13 protein-coding genes and 2 pseudogenes are annotated in these 15,730 nt (G+C 58.5%); 9 read left to right on the top strand and 6 right to left on the bottom strand.

Annotated features, from left to right (window positions below):
- Window positions 1–9 precede the first annotated feature (9 nt).
- From ABIE11_RS01030 to ABIE11_RS01015, 4 genes are all read left to right on the top strand, one after another.
- Window positions 10–1,173 carry an ABC transporter substrate-binding protein gene (locus ABIE11_RS01030; protein ID WP_429184256.1) on the top strand — a complete coding sequence of 388 codons (1,164 nt, stop codon included), beginning with the start codon at window positions 10–12 and terminating at the stop codon, window positions 1,171–1,173.
- Complete coding sequence (locus tag ABIE11_RS01025) at window positions 1,146–2,681, top strand: thiamine ABC transporter permease (protein WP_429183590.1); 1,536 nt, start codon at window positions 1,146–1,148, stop codon at window positions 2,679–2,681. Before ABIE11_RS01030 ends, ABIE11_RS01025 begins: the two co-directional genes overlap by 28 nt.
- Window positions 2,681–3,298, top strand: a complete 618-nt coding sequence (locus tag ABIE11_RS01020) for an ATP-binding cassette domain-containing protein (RefSeq protein ID WP_429183588.1) — start codon at window positions 2,681–2,683, stop codon at window positions 3,296–3,298. The genes ABIE11_RS01025 and ABIE11_RS01020 overlap by 1 nt, the downstream gene beginning before the upstream one ends.
- Before the next feature lie 77 nt (window positions 3,299–3,375).
- Entirely contained in the window at window positions 3,376–4,677 is a 1,302-nt protein-coding gene (locus tag ABIE11_RS01015; RefSeq protein WP_429183586.1) for a sulfurtransferase, read from the top strand.
- On the opposite strand, the gene ABIE11_RS01010 is transcribed toward ABIE11_RS01015, so the two are convergent.
- Complete coding sequence (locus tag ABIE11_RS01010) at window positions 4,674–5,291, bottom strand: CDP-alcohol phosphatidyltransferase family protein (RefSeq protein WP_107703807.1); 618 nt, start codon at window positions 5,289–5,291, stop codon at window positions 4,674–4,676. The two genes, ABIE11_RS01015 and ABIE11_RS01010, sit on opposite strands and share 4 nt — an antisense overlap.
- Window positions 5,284–5,853: a carboxymuconolactone decarboxylase family protein gene (locus tag ABIE11_RS01005; protein WP_429183584.1), complete on the bottom strand. Its 570-nt coding sequence runs from the start codon at window positions 5,851–5,853 to the stop codon at window positions 5,284–5,286. Before ABIE11_RS01005 ends, ABIE11_RS01010 begins: the two co-directional genes overlap by 8 nt.
- Window positions 5,854–5,928: 75 nt before the next feature.
- On the opposite strand from ABIE11_RS01005, the pseudogene ABIE11_RS01000 reads away from it, so the two are divergent.
- Window positions 5,929–6,344, top strand: a pseudogene (locus ABIE11_RS01000) (pyrimidine (deoxy)nucleoside triphosphate diphosphatase).
- On the opposite strand, the gene ABIE11_RS00995 reads toward ABIE11_RS01000, so the two are convergent.
- Window positions 6,304–6,576, bottom strand: coding sequence for a YnjH family protein (locus tag ABIE11_RS00995; protein ID WP_102103489.1), 273 nt, complete (start codon window positions 6,574–6,576; stop codon window positions 6,304–6,306). The pseudogene ABIE11_RS01000 and the gene ABIE11_RS00995 overlap by 41 nt on opposite strands.
- A gap of 316 nt (window positions 6,577–6,892) precedes the next feature.
- Here ABIE11_RS00995 and gdhA point away from each other — a divergent pair.
- Window positions 6,893–8,235, top strand: a pseudogene (gene gdhA / locus ABIE11_RS00990) (NADP-specific glutamate dehydrogenase).
- 84 nt (window positions 8,236–8,319) lie between these two features.
- Here the strand turns inward: gdhA and ABIE11_RS00985 are convergent.
- The 3 genes from ABIE11_RS00985 to ABIE11_RS00975 form a co-directional block, all read right to left on the bottom strand.
- Window positions 8,320–10,227 carry a DNA topoisomerase III gene (locus ABIE11_RS00985; protein WP_102103487.1) on the bottom strand — a complete coding sequence of 636 codons (1,908 nt, stop codon included), beginning with the start codon at window positions 10,225–10,227 and terminating at the stop codon, window positions 8,320–8,322.
- A gap of 4 nt (window positions 10,228–10,231) precedes the next feature.
- On the bottom strand, window positions 10,232–11,275 hold the full coding sequence (gene selD, locus ABIE11_RS00980; protein WP_429183582.1) for a selenide, water dikinase SelD: 1,044 nt from the start codon (window positions 11,273–11,275) through the stop codon (window positions 10,232–10,234).
- Between the two features lie 115 nt (window positions 11,276–11,390).
- Complete coding sequence (locus ABIE11_RS00975; protein ID WP_100780518.1) at window positions 11,391–11,942, bottom strand: NAD(P)H nitroreductase; 552 nt, start codon at window positions 11,940–11,942, stop codon at window positions 11,391–11,393.
- Window positions 11,943–12,109: 167 nt separating this feature from the next.
- Between ABIE11_RS00975 and sppA the strand changes: the two genes are divergently transcribed.
- From sppA to pncA, 3 genes are all read left to right on the top strand, one after another.
- On the top strand, window positions 12,110–13,966 hold the full coding sequence (sppA, locus tag ABIE11_RS00970; protein WP_123429076.1) for a signal peptide peptidase SppA: 1,857 nt from the start codon (window positions 12,110–12,112) through the stop codon (window positions 13,964–13,966).
- Between the two features lie 62 nt (window positions 13,967–14,028).
- Window positions 14,029–15,045: an asparaginase gene (gene ansA / locus ABIE11_RS00965; protein WP_100780520.1), complete on the top strand. Its 1,017-nt coding sequence runs from the start codon at window positions 14,029–14,031 to the stop codon at window positions 15,043–15,045.
- 10 nt (window positions 15,046–15,055) lie between these two features.
- Window positions 15,056–15,697 (top strand): bifunctional nicotinamidase/pyrazinamidase, encoded by a 642-nt coding sequence (pncA, locus tag ABIE11_RS00960; protein WP_100780521.1) that lies wholly within the window; start codon window positions 15,056–15,058, stop codon window positions 15,695–15,697.
- Window positions 15,698–15,730 lie beyond the last annotated feature (33 nt).

The raw sequence follows: 15,730 nt of genomic DNA, 5'->3' as shown, positions 1-15,730 counted from the left end.
ATGCGCCGTGTGCGTTATTGCGTGTTTCTGACCGGGCTGCTGCTGGCAACTCCGGTGCTCGCCGCCAGCGACTGGCAAACCGTTCAACAGGAAGCCAAAGGGCAGACCGTCTGGTTTAACGCCTGGGGTGGCGATCCGGCGGTAAATCGATATCTCGACTGGGTAAGCGATGAGATGAAAACTCACTATGCTATTACCCTCAACATTGTGCATCTGGCGGATGCCGCCGATGCGGTCAAACGTATCCAGACGGAATCCCGCGCCGGGCGAACCACCAAAGGTTCGGTCGATTTACTGTGGGTCAACGGCGAGAACTTCCGCACGCTGAAGCAGGCGAATCTGCTGCAAAGCGGCTGGGCGCAAATGCTCCCCAACTGGCGGTATGTCGATACCACCAAACCGGTGACTGAGGATTTTGCCATCGCCACCGACGGCGCCGAATCCCCGTGGGGCGCGGCGCAACTGACGTTTATCTCGCGACAGACTTTGCTGCCTGAGCCACTGCGCGATCCTTCCGCCCTGCTCGGGTACGCGAAACAGCATCCCGGTAAAGTGACCTATCCGCGCCCGCCCGATTTTACTGGCACCGCTTTTCTGGAACAGCTGTTACTGAACCTGACGGCAACACCCGATGCGTTAAAAACCGCGCCCGATCCCCAAACATTTGACACGGTAACCGCCCCTCTATGGCGCTATCTCGACCAGCTTCATCCCCTGCTCTGGCGCGAAGGGAAAGATTTCCCGCCGTCACCGGCACGAATGGATGCCCTGCTCGCCAGCGGCAATCTGAATCTCTCCCTGACCTTTAACCCGGCGCACGCCCGGCAGAAGGTGGCCAGCGGCGAGTTACCTGCTGACAGCATAAGCTTCGGCTTTGCCAGCGGAACAATTGGCAATGTCCATTTCGTGGCGATTCCTGCCAACAGCAGCGCCAGCGCCGGAGCAAAAGTGGTGGCCAATTTCCTGCTGTCACCACCCGCACAACGTCGCAAAGCCGACCCGAAAATCTGGGGCGACCCGAGCGTGCTGGACCCGCAAAAACTGCCCGCTGATCAGGCTCACGCCCTGCGCCAGTTTATCCCGGTCGGTTTACCCGTCATGCTACCTGAGCCACACGCGGCGTGGGTGAATGCTCTGGAGCAGGAATGGCTGCGTCGCTACGGCACCCGCTAGGCTGGCTGGTGTGGCTGGCAATGGCGGCCATTTACGCGCCGCTGTTTCCCGCCACCGCCATGCTCCTGTCCCCTGCATTTTCTGCCGCCGGGTGGCAATCCCTGTTTCGCGATCCGCAGCTGCCGCAGGCGCTGATCGCCACCCTGGTCTCAACGACCCTCGCCACCCTCGGTTCGCTTTTTATTGCGCTCTGTATCCTGTCTGCCCTCTGGCCCGGCAAACGCTGGCAGCAGATGAATGGCCGCCTGCCATGGTTACTCGCCGTGCCGCATGTCGCTTTCGCCACCAGCGTGCTGCTGCTTTTTGCCGAAGGCGGTGCCGTTTATCAGCTTTGTAGCGCCTGTTCGCCGCTGCTTGATCCCTATGGAATAGGCCTTGGTGCGACAATGGCGGTGAAAGAGAGTGCCTTCGTGCTGTGGGCGATTTACGCAGTGCTACCGGAAAAGACCCTGGCGCAGAAAATGGTGGTGCTGCAAAGCCTCGGTTATTCCCGCATTCAGGGGCTGTTCTGGCTGGTTCTGCCGACCATTGCCCCGGCACTGGGCGCAGTGATGCTGGCGGTGGTGGCCTGGTCTCTGTCGGTGGTGGATATCGCCATCATTCTCGGGCCGGGCAATCCGCCGACACTGGCGGTGCTGGCCTGGCAGTGGCTGAGCCAGGGCGATGCGGAGCAGCAAATCAAAGGCACGCTACTGTGTCTGGTTTTGCTGCTCCTGCTGACGCTGTTTGCCGTGGTGGGCTTTGCGCTCTGGAAAGCCTGGCGACGCACGCTGCCCGCCACGTCCGGTCACCGCCACAACGCCGGTCCGCCCGTCACGGGAACGGCGCTTGGCTGGCTGCTGCCGCTCTGTGGGCTGCTGTGTGCCGGAGCGCTGCTCCTGCTGGCGCAGTACCGCGAGTTCGATCTGGCGCCGTTTCACGCCAGCCTCTCGTTTGCTCTGCTTTCCGCGCTGATTGCGCTGGCGATTATTTTGCTCTGGCTGGAGTGGGGTCCGTCGCGCGGAACGCTCTGGCTGTGGCTGCCGCTGGCATTGCCCGCCCTGCCCCTCGTCGCCGGGCAATACCGTCTGGCACTCGCGCTGGGTTTTGACGGCGGCTTTCTGGCGGTGCTGTGGGGGCATCTACTGTGGGTACTGCCCTGGACGCTGCTGGTGCTGCAGCCGGCCTGGCGCAGGCTCGATCCGCGCCTGATCCTGATCGCTAAAACCCTCGGGCTGTCGCGCAGTCAGCTGTTTTTTAAAATCAAATGCCCGCTGCTGGTGCGCCCGATCCTGATTGCTTTTGCCACCGGGTTTTCCGTGAGCATGGCGCAGTATCTGCCAACGCTGTGGCTCGGCGCCGGGCGATTTGCCACGCTGACCACCGAAGCGGTGTCCCTTAGCAGCGGCGGTAGCAGCGCCATTCTGGCGAGCCAGGCCTTATGGCTTCTGGCGCTTACCGCCGCCGCGTTTGGGCTGGCGGCCGGTTTATCGCGGCTCGCTGGCTACTATCGACAGGGGTTACGGTAATGTTGACGGTCAAAAATCTCACCCTCGAACCGCTGCTGCGCAATGCCAGTTTCAGTATTGAGCGCGGAGAAATTCTGACGCTGATGGGCCCCTCTGGCAGCGGAAAATCGACCGTTTTTGCCTGGCTGGTGGGCGCCCTCTCCGCCGATTTTCACGCTCATGGCGAGCTGTGGCTTGACGATCAGCAGCTCGATACTCGCCCGGTTGAAAAACGCGGGATCGGCATTTTGTTCCAGGACGCGCTTTTGTTCGATCACTTTAGCGTCGGACAGAACCTGATGCTGGCGCTTCCCGCGCATATCCGCACGGCACGCCGTGAGCGGGTTGAACAGGCACTTGCCAGCGCCGGTCTGGCCGGGTTTTATGCCAGCGATCCGGCCACGCTGTCGGGCGGTGAACGCAGTCGCGTCAGTTTGCTGCGTGCCCTGCTGGCGCAGCCGCGCGCGCTGTTGCTGGATGAGCCTTTTAGTCGTCTGGATAAATCCCTGCGCGTGACGTTTCGGGAGTGGGTATTCGCAGAGGTTCGTGCCCTGAATATCCCGGTGGTGCTGGTCACGCACGATGAAGAGGACATTCCGGCGGGCGGACGCGTGATTCAGCTGTCCGACTGGCAGTAAACCCTGTGCTAACGCAAGGAATTCTGTTTAGGGGGAGACGAAAATGACGCACCTTTTATATGATGTCAGGTTTTTCGATGAAACGTGTTTCTCAACTGACCGCGCTGGCGCTCTGTCTTGCCAGTGTTTCCACTTTTGCCGCTAATATGGCCCCTTCTCTGACGCTGGCACAGCTGCAACAGCAGCACGGCGCGGTGATCGATACCCGCGCCAGCGCATTTTATAACGGCTGGCCGCAAACCCTGTCAGGCACCTCCGGGCATGAGCCCGCCGCGCTGAATCTGTCAGCCAGCTGGCTGAAGGTGATGAGCGATGAGCAGCTCAGCGACTGGGCAAAACAGCATAACCTCACCCCGACATCCGCTATCGCCCTGTACGGCAGCGATACCGACAACCAGGCCGTGAAAGCGCGCCTTACGAAAGCTGGTTATCAGCACATTTCAGTGCTTGGCGATGCGCTGCAAAGTGCCGACCGTCTGCAACGTCTTCCTCATTTCGAACAACTGGTCTATCCCGAATGGCTGCACCAGCTGATGCAGGGCAAAAAGGTCGCGGCGGCGCCTGCGGGCGATTATAAAATTATCGAAGCCGCCTGGGGCGCACCGAAATTTTATCTGCTGAATCATATTCCGGGCGCGGGCTATATCGATACCAACGACGTCGAAAGCGAGCCGCTGTGGAATAAAGTCTCCGACGACAAACTGAAAGCGCTGCTGGCAAAACAGGGCATTCGCCACGACACCACCGTGATCCTCTACGGTCGCGACGTCTATGCGGCGGCGCGCGTCGCGCAGATCATGCTCTACGCGGGTGTGAAAGATGTGCGTCTGCTGGATGGCGGCTGGAAAACCTGGTCCGACGCCGGTCTGCCGGTCGAGCGCGGATTGCCTGCGAAAGTGACGCCTGCGGATGATTTCGGCGCACCGATCCCGGGGCAGCCACAGCTGATGGTAGATATGGAACAGGCGCGCGGGATGGTGCATCGCCAGGATGCCTCGCTGGTGAGTATTCGCTCCTGGCCGGAATTTACCGGCGAAACCAGCGGCTACAGCTACATCAAGCCAAAAGGTGAAATCGCAGGCGCGCGCTGGGGCCATGCGGGCAGCGATGCGACGCATATGGAAGATTTCCACAACCCGGACGGCACCATGCGCAGCGCCGAGGATATCGCTGCGATGTGGAAAGCGTGGAACATCCTGCCGGATCAGCACGTCGCCTTTTACTGCGGCACCGGCTGGCGCGCGTCAGAAACCTTTATGTACGCCCGCGCCATGGGCTGGAAAAACGTCTCGGTTTACGACGGCGGCTGGTACGAGTGGAGCAGCCATCCACAAAATCCGATCACCACGGGTCCGCTGACGCCAGAAAGCACGCTTTAAGATTTCAGGGTTTTCAGCGTCTGATACCCGCTCCAGATGCGCGTTGTGGTGGTGAGCCAGCACAACGCGCCAAAGATCCAGGCGAACAGCGCAAAGTGCGCCGGGAACAGGCAGCAGAGCACAAACAGCGCGATGGTCTCCGTCCCCTCCGTTAATCCCCCGATGTAATAAAACGACTTATGCGCATAGCCTGGGTTGTCGATATTGTGTTTCGCGGCCAGCGCCGCAAACGCCAGAAAACTGCTCCCGGTGCCGATAAACGCAAACAGCAGCCAGGCGGCGGCGAGCGCGTTTTCCATTGGTGCCGCCAGCGCAAAGCCAAAAGGGACCAGGGCATAGAACAGAAAATCGAGGGCGATATCGAGAAAACCGCCCGCGTCCGTCAGGCCGCGACGCCGCGCCAGTGCGCCGTCCAGCCCGTCGAACAGACGGTTCAGCACAATCGCGACCAGCGCCGCTGGGTACCAGCCGAGGGCCAGAAACGGCAACGCCAGCACGCCGAGGGCAAAGCCCGCAAGCGTCACGCCATCCGGCGTGATGAATGGCTTATCGATGACCGCCACCAGGCGGTTGAGCGCAGGTTTAACGCGCGGATGCAGATGTCTGTCAAGCATGAGGCTGACCTTTGAAGGCGTCACAAAGCCCTTGTGACGGGATCTCCAGCGCAGCGTTAAAACGCGCCGAGAGATTCTGAAACGCAATCAGGGCCGTCATTTCGGTAATGGTTTCGTCGTTGTAAAAGCGCTTTAGTTCGGATTTTATCTCTTCCGTCACCTGCGGCGGCGTGGCCGTCGTCGCCTCGGCATAGTCCAGCGCGGCACGCTCTTCTGCCGTGAATAACGCGGATGTACGCCACTCGCTGACCGCCTGGACTTTATCCAGCGCGCCGCTGCGCTCGGCTAGGCGCAGGCTGTTAGCGTCGATACAAAATGCGCAGTGGCAGAGCTGCGAAATGCGGGTCATCAGCAGTGCGCGCAGGGCTGGGTTCAGGCGCGCTTTTTTTCTCTCCAGAAAACCGACAAACAGCGCCACCAGCCAGAAAAGACGCGGCATTCTTCCCCACCAGCGCGTGGGATTGAGCACCACGCCAAAATGTTTTTTCTGCATGGTGGCGATGGGTTTCAGACTGGCGGGAAGGGATTCTACGGGCTGGACCCAGGCGGATGTTTCTTTCACCGGACTCTCCTGATGGTTGGACTCTTTGAAAGGCGACGATAATATGTCGTTTTTCAACTGTAATTATTGACGACCATGCTGAAAACTCTCGATGTTGTTGCCGCTATCCTTGAAAAGGATGGCAAAATTCTTCTCGCGCAACGCCCCGCGCAGGCCGATCAAGCGGGAATGTGGGAGTTCGCCGGAGGTAAAGTCGAAGCCGGTGAAACGCAGCCCGAGGCGCTGATCCGCGAGCTGCGCGAAGAGCTGGGGATTGAGGCACTCCCTGTGCAGTATGTCGCCAGCCACCAGCGCAAAGTGTCCGGGCGGCTGATTCATCTCCACGCCTGGCACGTTCCGTCCTTTAGCGGTGACGTGGTCGCGCACTATCAAGCCGTCTGGTGTGGTGTACGCCGCATGAGGCGTTCGCCTATGATTTAGCGCCCGCCGATATTCCCCTGCTGGAAGCCTTTATCCTTTTACGCGCCGCCACACCAGCGGGTTCGTGCTGATGGTTTTTTCATCGCGCTGACACTGCAGCAGCACGCCGTCGGCCTTCACCACCGCACCTTCCGAATAGTTTTGATCCTGATAGATGCAGCACTGATTGCAGGGCTGCGCACGCTGACCGCCGGAGCTGAACACCTCTGGCGGCACATTGACCTCCACGTCCGGGCGAATACGGTCAGCCTGGGCGCCTGCGGATAACAGAGCAAACAGAGCGGTTACTAGGTAGCGGTTCATAAAGATTCCTTTTATCTGCTGATCATGACTATACACAAAATCATTCAAGTTGCATCAGGCCAGCAAACCGGAGCATACCCAGGGGCTGACTAGCGTAGGTGCCTGAAGGATGATCTGTATATAACGGTTGTTTGCCGCTGAATCTTTAGCGCATCATCGTTTTTAGTTATGACACGAGGCCGCTGATTAATTTCACTTTCCCGGTAAATTTTCCCTTGCCACGCAAAGCGGTACGGGTGGTATAGTCGAAAACGACCACAAATCACCCACACAACACACAAAATTAAAAAAATCGTCATAAGAGGCTCTTATCGCTATGGAACAGACACGCTCTCTGGAATCATTTCTTACCCATGTTCAACAACGCGACCCGCATCAGAGCGAGTTTGCACAGGCCGTTCGTGAAGTCATGACCACCCTGTGGCCATTCCTCGAAGAAAACCCGCGTTACCGTCAGATGTCTCTGCTCGAGCGTCTGGTTGAACCTGAACGTGTGATTCAGTTCCGCGTGGTCTGGGTGGATGACAAAAATCAGGTGCAGGTGAACCGCGCGTGGCGCGTACAGTTCAACTCCGCCATCGGCCCGTTCAAAGGCGGAATGCGTTTCCACCCTTCCGTGAACCTGTCGATCCTGAAGTTCCTCGGCTTTGAGCAGACCTTCAAAAACGCCCTCACCACCTGCCGATGGGCGGTGGCAAAGGCGGCAGCGATTTTGATCCGAAAGGCAAAAGCGAAGGTGAAGTGATGCGTTTCTGCCAGGCGCTGATGACGGAACTGTATCGTCACCTCGGCCCTGATACGGATGTGCCTGCGGGCGATATCGGTGTGGGCGGGCGAGAAGTGGGCTTTATGGCCGGGATGATGAAAAAACTGTCCAACAACAGCGCCTGCGTGTTTACCGGCAAAGGGCTCTCCTTTGGCGGGAGTTTGATTCGCCCGGAAGCGACGGGTTACGGGCTGGTGTACTTCACTGAAGCAATGCTCAAACGCCACGGTCTGAGCTTTGAAGGGATGCGCGTGGCGGTGTCCGGCTCCGGTAACGTTGCGCAGTATGCCATTGAAAAAGCGATGCAGTTTGGTGCGCGCGTAGTGACGGCTTCCGACTCCAGCGGCACGGTGGTGGATGAAGCCGGTTTCACGGCGGAAAAACTGGCGCGTCTATGCGAAATTAAAGCCAGCCGCGACGGTCGCGTCGCCGATTACGCCCGCGAGTTTGGCCTGACCTATCTGGAAGGCAAGCAGCCGTGGTCGGTGCCGGTGGACATTGCCCTGCCGTGCGCCACGCAGAACGAACTGGATGTGGACGCCGCCCGCACGCTTATCAAAAACGGTGTGAAAGCCGTGGCGGAAGGTGCGAATATGCCGACGACCATCGAAGCAACCGATCTGTTCCTGGAAGCCGGGGTGCTGTTTGCGCCAGGTAAAGCGGCCAACGCCGGTGGCGTGGCGACGTCTGGCCTGGAGATGGCGCAGAACGCCGCGCGTATGGGCTGGAAAGCTGAAAAAGTGGACGCCCGTCTGCACCACATCATGCTGGATATTCACCACGCCTGCGTGGAGTATGGCGGAGAAGCGGAGCAGACCAACTACGTGCGCGGCGCGAATATTGCCGGGTTTGTGAAGGTCGCCGATGCGATGATCGGACAAGGAGTGATTTAAGCCGTTACTGGCCTGGTTGATAAAAGTAAAACGGCAACAGAGTTGCCGTTTTTTATATCTTCGCCCGCGTCTTGTGAGAGGACGTCAGGCCGCACTCTTCTTCTTAAACTTTTTCTTCGCGTCCCCACCGCCCGGCGCCACCATTCCTCTGAAGGATTTCACCGGCGTATTGCGCGCCTGATTGATCAGCTCAAACAGCGTACCAACCAGCGGCTGCATAAAGTCCTGATAGCGACACTGCTTCTCGCTGATTTGGGTCAGGATAGATTCCCAGTGCGCCGTCATATCCGGTCGCGCAGCCAGCTCAGGCAGCGAATGGATCAGCGCCCGGCCCGGATCCGTCGAGTGGATATAGCGCCCTTTTTTGATCAGGAAACCGCGCTTGAACAGCAGCTCAATAATCCCTGCGCGCGTCGCTTCTGTGCCTAATCCGTCGGTCGCACGCAGGATCTTTTTCAAATCTTTATCCTGCACAAAACGGGCAATACCGGTCATGGCAGAGAGCAGCGTGGCGTCCGTAAAGTGGCGCGGCGGCTGCGTTTGTCGCTCAATCACTTCGCCCTTTTCGCACAGCAGTTCGTCATCTTTTGCAACCACGGGCAGCGGCGTGCCATCGTTCTCTTCATCGCGCTCTTTATTGCCGAGCAGTGTGCGCCAGCCCGCTTCCGCCAGAAAACGCGCTTTGGCGACGAACTTACCTTTGGCGATCTCCAGCTCAATTACGCACTTGCGGAACACCGCGTCCGGGCAAAATTGCATCAGATACTGGCGCGCCACGAGGTTATACACCTTCGCTTCGTTCTCGCTCAGATTGACATTGCTGGCGCGCGCCGTCGGGATAATCGCGTGGTGCGCGTCGACTTTTTTATCATCCCAGCAGCGGTTGCGCGTTTCCGGGTTCACGGCGGGCTGCGGGAGCAGATCCGGGGCGTGAACGCCGATGGCATTCAGCACCGCATGTCGCCCGGCGAAATGCTCTTCCGGCAGGTAGCGGCTGTCTGAACGCGGATAGGTAATCAGCTTGTGGGTTTCGTACAGCTTCTGGCAGATATCGAGCACGTTCTGCGCGCTCATACCAAAGCGTTTAGCCGCTTCAATCTGTAACGACGACAGCGAAAACGGCAGCGGCGCGGGTTCTGATTCCCGTTTATCGTTATAGCTGGTGACCATCGCTGGCTGGCCGCTGATGCGGTTGACCACGTGATCCGCCAGCGGACGATGCAGCAACCGCCCCTCTTCGTCCTGGTAAGATTCACAGGCATCGCTCGGCTGCCAGGTCGCGGTAAAACGTTCATCCTTCGGGGTGACGATATGCGCTTTAACCTCGAAGAAATCTTTGGCGACGAAGTTTTCGATCTCTTCGTCGCGACGCACCACCAGACCCAGCACCGGCGTCTGAACGCGCCCGACTGAGAGCACGCCCTGATACCCGGCGTTACGCCCGAGAATGGTGTAGGCGCGTGTCATGTTGATGCCATACAGCCAGTCGGCGCGGGCACGCGCCAGAGCAGACACGCACAGCGGGATGAATTCACTGTTGGCGCGCAGACGCGTAATGGCGCGCTCCACCGCTTGCGGATTGAGATCGTTAATCAGACAACGCTGCACCTGCTGACGTTTTTCCGGCGCCAGCTCAAGGTAGTCGAGCACTTCGTCCACCAGCAGTTGCCCTTCCCTGTCCGGGTCACCCGCGTGAACCACTTCTTGTGCGTCATGCAGAAAGCGTTTGATGACGTTGAGCTGTTTGGTGACCGAAGGACGTGGCTGCAGTTTCCACTTTTCCGGCACGATCGGCAGATCGTTGAGATTCCAGCGCGCATAGCGGCTGTCATAGACATCCGGCTGCGCTTGTTCCAGCAGGTGACCGATACACCAGGTGACCACCTGCCCGTTACCGCATTCGATAAAGCCGTCGCCCTTGCGATGCGGCTTGGGCAGCACATCGGCAATGGCTCGGGCGAGACTCGGCTTTTCCGCAATAAACAAACGCATCGAATTAACGGATCTCAATCATCGGACGGCCGCCGCGCGCGCTGACCAGCTCGCCGATGGCGCTCAGGGTAATGCCAAACTCTGCGGCGGTGGCTTTGACCTCGGCTTCCGCCTCAGGCGTGACCGCCAGCAGCAGGCCGCCGGAGGTTTGTGGATCGCACAGCAGATCGCGCCACTCCGTCGGCATATCGCCCATCAGATGGCCGTAGCTGGCAAAGTTACGCTGCGTTCCGCCCGGCATTGCCCCCTGTGCGATGTACTCTTCCACGCCCGGCAGTTTTGGAATGTCCTGATACCAGAGCTGCGCCTGCACGCCCGCGCCCTGGCAAACTTCGCTCAGGTGGCCGAGCAGGCCAAAACCGGTGACGTCGGTCATCGCTTTTACGCCGTCGATATTCGCGAACGCCGCACCCGCCAGGTTCATCTGACACATCACGTCGGTGGCAAGACCGATATGCTCGGGCTTGAGCAGGGATTTTTTCTCAGCGGTGGTGAGCACGCCAATGCCCAACGGTTTGGTGAGGAACAGTTTGCACCCTTCCTGCGCGGTGCTATTGCGCTTGACGCGTTCGGTCGGTACGACGCCGGTGACGGCGAGGCCGAAGATCGGTTCCGGCGCATCAATAGAGTGCCCACCCGCCAGAGCGATCCCCGCCTGCTGGCAGGCAAAGCGGCCACCCTCGATGACGTCGCGGGCAATTTCCGGCGCTAGGGTGTTGATCGGCCAGCCGAGAATAGCAATCGCCATGATCGGTTTACCGCCCATCGCGAAGATGTCGCTGATGGCGTTGGTTGCCGCGATGCGCCCGAAATCAAACGGGTTATCGACAATCGGCATAAAGAAGTCGGTGGTGCTGATAATGCTGGTGCCGTTACCTAAATCGTATACCGCTGCATCGTCACGCGTTTCGTTGCCGACAAGCAGGTTCGGGTCGACAAACTTCGCCTGTTCGCTGTGCAGAATGGTTTCCAGCACTTTCGGGGAAATTTTACAACCGCAACCCGCTCCGTGGCTGTATTGCGTTAAACGAATGGTTTGCTCGCTCATGGACATCTCCTGTCATTGCAATCGCGCTATGGTAGCGCTCATTCCGTGATGAGGTAAGTATGACTGTCTGAATTATGCGACGCTTGCTCATAATCCAGACAGTTTAGTGTGATTATCAGAAACGGGTGACGAACGGGGCGGTATCGGGTGCTGTAATGGTGGTCGAGGCTTTCAGCTGCGGCGTGCCTAAGTAGAGGAAGCCAACGATTTTATCGTGCTGTGCGCAGGAAAGCCCTTCGCGCACCACCGGGCTGTCGGTCAGCGGGCCGGTGCGCCAGATGCCGTTAAAGCCCTGAGCCACAGCCGCCATTTGCATCGCCATCACCGCGCAGCCTGCAGACATCTCCTGCTCCCAGACCGGCACTTTATGTTCCGGCTGACATTTCGCCACCACCGCGATGATCATCGGCGCGCGAAACGGCGCATTGCGCGCTTTATCAATCGCTTTTTCATCCTGCTCGGCGGCCATCGCCCCATTCTCAAGCAAGGTGCTGAAACGGTCGCGCCCTTCGCCTTCAATAATAAAGAAGTGCCACGGCGAGAGCGTACCGTGATCCGGGGCGCGCATACCGGCGCGCAGAATGTTTTCCAGCTGTTCGCCCGCAGGCGCAGGTTCCGCCAGGCGAGAAGCGCTACGACGGTTAACAAGCAGTTCAAGTGCGTCCATTGATTCACTCCTGTCTTCAAATTTGCTCACAAAATTAACACGACAGCAGAATTTGTTACAGCGCAGTGGGCGATTCCTGCTGACAAGTGACGGTTGGGTCATTACGATAACCCCACATTGCCGTCCAGTCGCGACGGAAACGGTCATTATCTGGTTTGGGAGAATACATGCGAACCCTTTGGCGAATTTTTGCCGGTTTCTTTAAATGGACGTGGCGGTTGCTCAATTTTGTCCGCGAACTGGTGATGAATATCTTCTTCATCTTCCTGATTCTGGTGTGTGTGGGCCTGTGGATGCACATCAGCAGCAGTAACCAGGCGCAGCATTCCGAGCGCGGCGCCCTACTGCTCGACATCACCGGTGTGATTGTCGATAAGCCGTCCACCAGCAATCGTCTGGGCGTGATTGGCCGCCAGCTGCTTGGCTCCACCTCCGATCGTATGCAGGAAAACTCCCTGTTTGATATCGTCGACGCTATTCGTCAGGCGAAAGACGATCGCAATATTACCGGCATCGTGCTGGATCTGAAAAACTTCGCCGGGGGCGATCAGCCGTCGATGCAGTACATCGGTAAAGCGCTGCGCGAATTCCGCGACAGCGGTAAACCGGTGATTGCCGTGGGCGACAGCTACAGTCAGGGGCAATATTATCTGGCGAGCTTTGCCAACAAGATTTGGCTCTCCCCGCAGGGTACCGTCGATCTGCACGGTTTTGCCACCAACGGGCTGTACTACAAATCGCTGCTGGATAAGCTGAAAGTGACCACGCACGTGTTCCGCGTCGGTACCTATAAATCGGCCGTTGAGCCGTTTATTCGCGATGATATGTCCCCTGCCGCCCGCGAAGCGGACAGCCGCTGGATCGGCGAGCTGTGGCAGAACTATCTTGCTACCGTGGCCGCGAACCGTCAGATCACCCCTGAGCAGGTCTTCCCAGGTGCACAGGCGATGCTGGATGGCCTGACTAAAGTTGGCGGCGATACGGCGAAATACGCGCTCGATAACAAACTGGTCGACACCCTCGGCTCCAGCGCAGAGATCGAAAAAGCGCTGACCAAGCAGTTTGGCTGGAGCAAAGAAGACAAGAACTACAGCGCCATCAGCCTCTACGATTACACGCCGAAAAAACCGAACGAGACGGGTGACAGCGTGGCCGTGGTCTTTGCCAACGGCGCGATCATGGACGGTGAAGAGACGCCGGGGAACGTGGGCGGTGACACGACCGCGTCGCAGATCCGCGATGCGCGTCTGGACCCGAAAGTGAAAGCCATTGTCCTGCGCGTCAACAGCCCTGGCGGCAGTGTCAGCGCCTCGGAAGTGATCCGTGCGGAACTGGCCGCCGCGCGTGCTGCAGGCAAACCGGTGGTGGTGTCGATGGGCGGTATGGCGGCATCCGGTGGTTACTGGATCTCCACACCAGCGAACTACATCGTGGCGAACCCGAGTACGTTAACCGGCTCTATCGGTATCTTCGGCGTTATTAATACCGTTGAAAACAGCCTTGATTATCTGGGTGTGCATACGGATGGCGTTGCGACGTCACCGCTGGCGGATGTGGCCGTGACCAAATCCCTGCCACCGGAAGTGTCGCAGATGATGCAGCTCAGCATTGAGAACGGTTATAAGCGCTTTATCACGCTGGTGGCGGATTCCCGTAAATCCACGCCGGAGCAGGTGGATAAAATCGCGCAGGGCCATGTCTGGACCGGCCAGGATGCGAAGAACAATGGGCTGGTCGACAGCCTGGGCGACTTTGATGACGCCGTCGCGAAAGCCGCCGAACTGGCAAAACTGAAACAGTGGCACATTGCCTATTATCAGGATGAGCCGACGTTTGTGGATATGGTGATGAACAGCATGTCCGGCTCAGTGCGCGCGATGCTGCCTGCTGCAATTCAGGCCTATCTGCCTGCGCCAGTGGCGAGCGCGGCAAGCGTTGTAAAAGCCGAGAGCGATAAGCTCGCCGCCTTTAACGATCCGCAAAACCGTTACGCGTTCTGCCTCACCTGCGCTAACGTTCGCTAAAAACCCTGTCCCCTCTTCTCGCGAAGGGGGGATTTTTCTTTGAAGCACAAGAACACACTATCATGCAGAAGAAATCGATTTATGTGGCGTATACCGGCGGGACCATCGGTATGCAGCGCTCTGAAAATGGCTATATCCCCGTCTCCGGTCATCTCCAGCGCCAGCTCGCGCTGATGCCTGAGTTCCACCGCCAGGAGATGCCAGACTTCACCATCCACGAGTACGATCCGCTGATGGACTCCTCAGATATGACGCCGGAAGACTGGCAGCATATCGCAGAAGATATCAAAGCCCATTACGACGAGTACGATGGCTTTGTGATCCTGCACGGTACCGACACCATGGCGTTTACGGCCTCTGCGCTCTCCTTCATGCTGGAGAACCTCGGCAAGCCGGTGATCGTGACCGGCTCGCAGATCCCGCTGGCGGAGCTGCGCTCCGACGGGCAGATCAATCTGCTCAACTCCCTGTATGTCGCCGCCAATTATCCGATCAATGAAGTCTCGCTGTTCTTCAACAACCGACTTTATCGCGGGAACCGTACCACCAAAGCACATGCCGACGGTTTTGATGCCTTTGCGTCGCCAAACCTGCAGCCGCTGCTGGAGGCGGGTATCCATATTCGTCGTCTGGGCACACCACCGGCACCGCACACGGCAGGCGAGCTGATTGTTCACCCGATCACCCCACAGCCGATTGGCGTGGTGACGATTTATCCGGGGATTTCTGCTGACGTGGTGCGCAACTTTCTGCGCCAGCCGGTGAAAGCGCTGATCCTGCGTTCCTACGGCGTGGGCAATGCGCCGCAGAACGGCGAGTTCCTGAAAGAGCTACAGGAAGCGAGCGATCGCGGCATTCTGGTGGTTAATCTCACCCAGTGCATGTCCGGCAAAGTGAATATGGGGGGATATGCCACGGGCAACGCACTGGCGCATGCCGGGGTGATCAGCGGGTTCGATATGACGGTCGAGGCCACCCTGACTAAACTTCATTACTTACTCAGTCAGGATCTGGACGTGCAGTCGATGCGTACCGCGATGATGCAAAACCTGCGTGGCGAACTGACGCCGGACGAATAAGGAGAGTGTTATGAAGCAACGTGCCCTGCTGCTGGTCGATCTGCAAAATGATTTTTGCGCCGGTGGCGCGCTAGCGGTGGCCGGTGGCGATAGCACCGTGGATGTCGCCAATACGCTGATTGCGTGGTGTAAAGCGCGCGGTGAGGCGGTGGTGGCAAGCCAGGACTGGCATCCGGCGGATCACGGCAGCTTTGCCAGCCAGCACAATGTCGAGCCGTTCACCCAGGGCGAGCTTGACGGTCTGGCGCAAACCTTTTGGCCCGATCACTGCATTCAGCAGACCGAAGGGGCTGAACTGCATCCGCTGCTGAATCAGGCGGCCATCGATGCGGTGTTTCATAAAGGCGAAAATCCGAATATCGACAGTTACAGCGCCTTTTTCGACAACGGCCATCGACAGAAAACCGCGCTCGATGAGTGGCTGCGCCATCATGAGATCGGCGAGCTGATCGTGATGGGGCTGGCGACGGATTACTGTGTGAAGTTCACCGTCCTCGATGCGCTAAAACTGGGGTATAACGTCAGCGTCATCACCGATGGCTGTCGCGGCGTGAATATTCAGGCGCAAGATAGCGCGCTGGCGTTTATGGAGATGTCGACGGCTGGTGCGACGCTGTACACCCTTTCCGACTGGCAAGAGACGCAGGCGTAAGCGCGGTTCCCATTTTTTATCTTTTTCAGGAGG

The organism is Lelliottia sp. 489, from assembly GCF_050435885.1.
Taxonomy (GTDB): Bacteria; Pseudomonadota; Gammaproteobacteria; order Enterobacterales; family Enterobacteriaceae; genus Enterobacter; species Enterobacter nimipressuralis.
The sequence above is the reverse complement of the archived record's forward strand: the minus strand, read 5'-3'. Positions and strand labels throughout refer to the sequence as shown.

Coding starts and splice junctions, on each gene's coding strand:
- ansA (WP_100780520.1), top strand. CDS start 14,029: ATGCAGAAGAAATCGATTTATGTGGCGTATACCGGCGGGACCATCGGT.
- ABIE11_RS00975 (WP_100780518.1), bottom strand. CDS start 11,942: ATGGACGCACTTGAACTGCTTGTTAACCGTCGTAGCGCTTCTCGCCTG.
- selD (WP_429183582.1), bottom strand. CDS start 11,275: ATGAGCGAGCAAACCATTCGTTTAACGCAATACAGCCACGGAGCGGGT.
- pncA (WP_100780521.1), top strand. CDS start 15,056: ATGAAGCAACGTGCCCTGCTGCTGGTCGATCTGCAAAATGATTTTTGC.
- ABIE11_RS01010 (WP_107703807.1), bottom strand. CDS start 5,291: ATGCTTGACAGACATCTGCATCCGCGCGTTAAACCTGCGCTCAACCGC.
- ABIE11_RS01025 (WP_429183590.1), top strand. CDS start 1,146: ATGGCTGCGTCGCTACGGCACCCGCTAGGCTGGCTGGTGTGGCTGGCA.
- sppA (WP_123429076.1), top strand. CDS start 12,110: ATGCGAACCCTTTGGCGAATTTTTGCCGGTTTCTTTAAATGGACGTGG.
- ABIE11_RS01015 (WP_429183586.1), top strand. CDS start 3,376: ATGAAACGTGTTTCTCAACTGACCGCGCTGGCGCTCTGTCTTGCCAGT.
- ABIE11_RS00995 (WP_102103489.1), bottom strand. CDS start 6,576: ATGAACCGCTACCTAGTAACCGCTCTGTTTGCTCTGTTATCCGCAGGC.
- ABIE11_RS00985 (WP_102103487.1), bottom strand. CDS start 10,227: ATGCGTTTGTTTATTGCGGAAAAGCCGAGTCTCGCCCGAGCCATTGCC.
- ABIE11_RS01020 (WP_429183588.1), top strand. CDS start 2,681: ATGTTGACGGTCAAAAATCTCACCCTCGAACCGCTGCTGCGCAATGCC.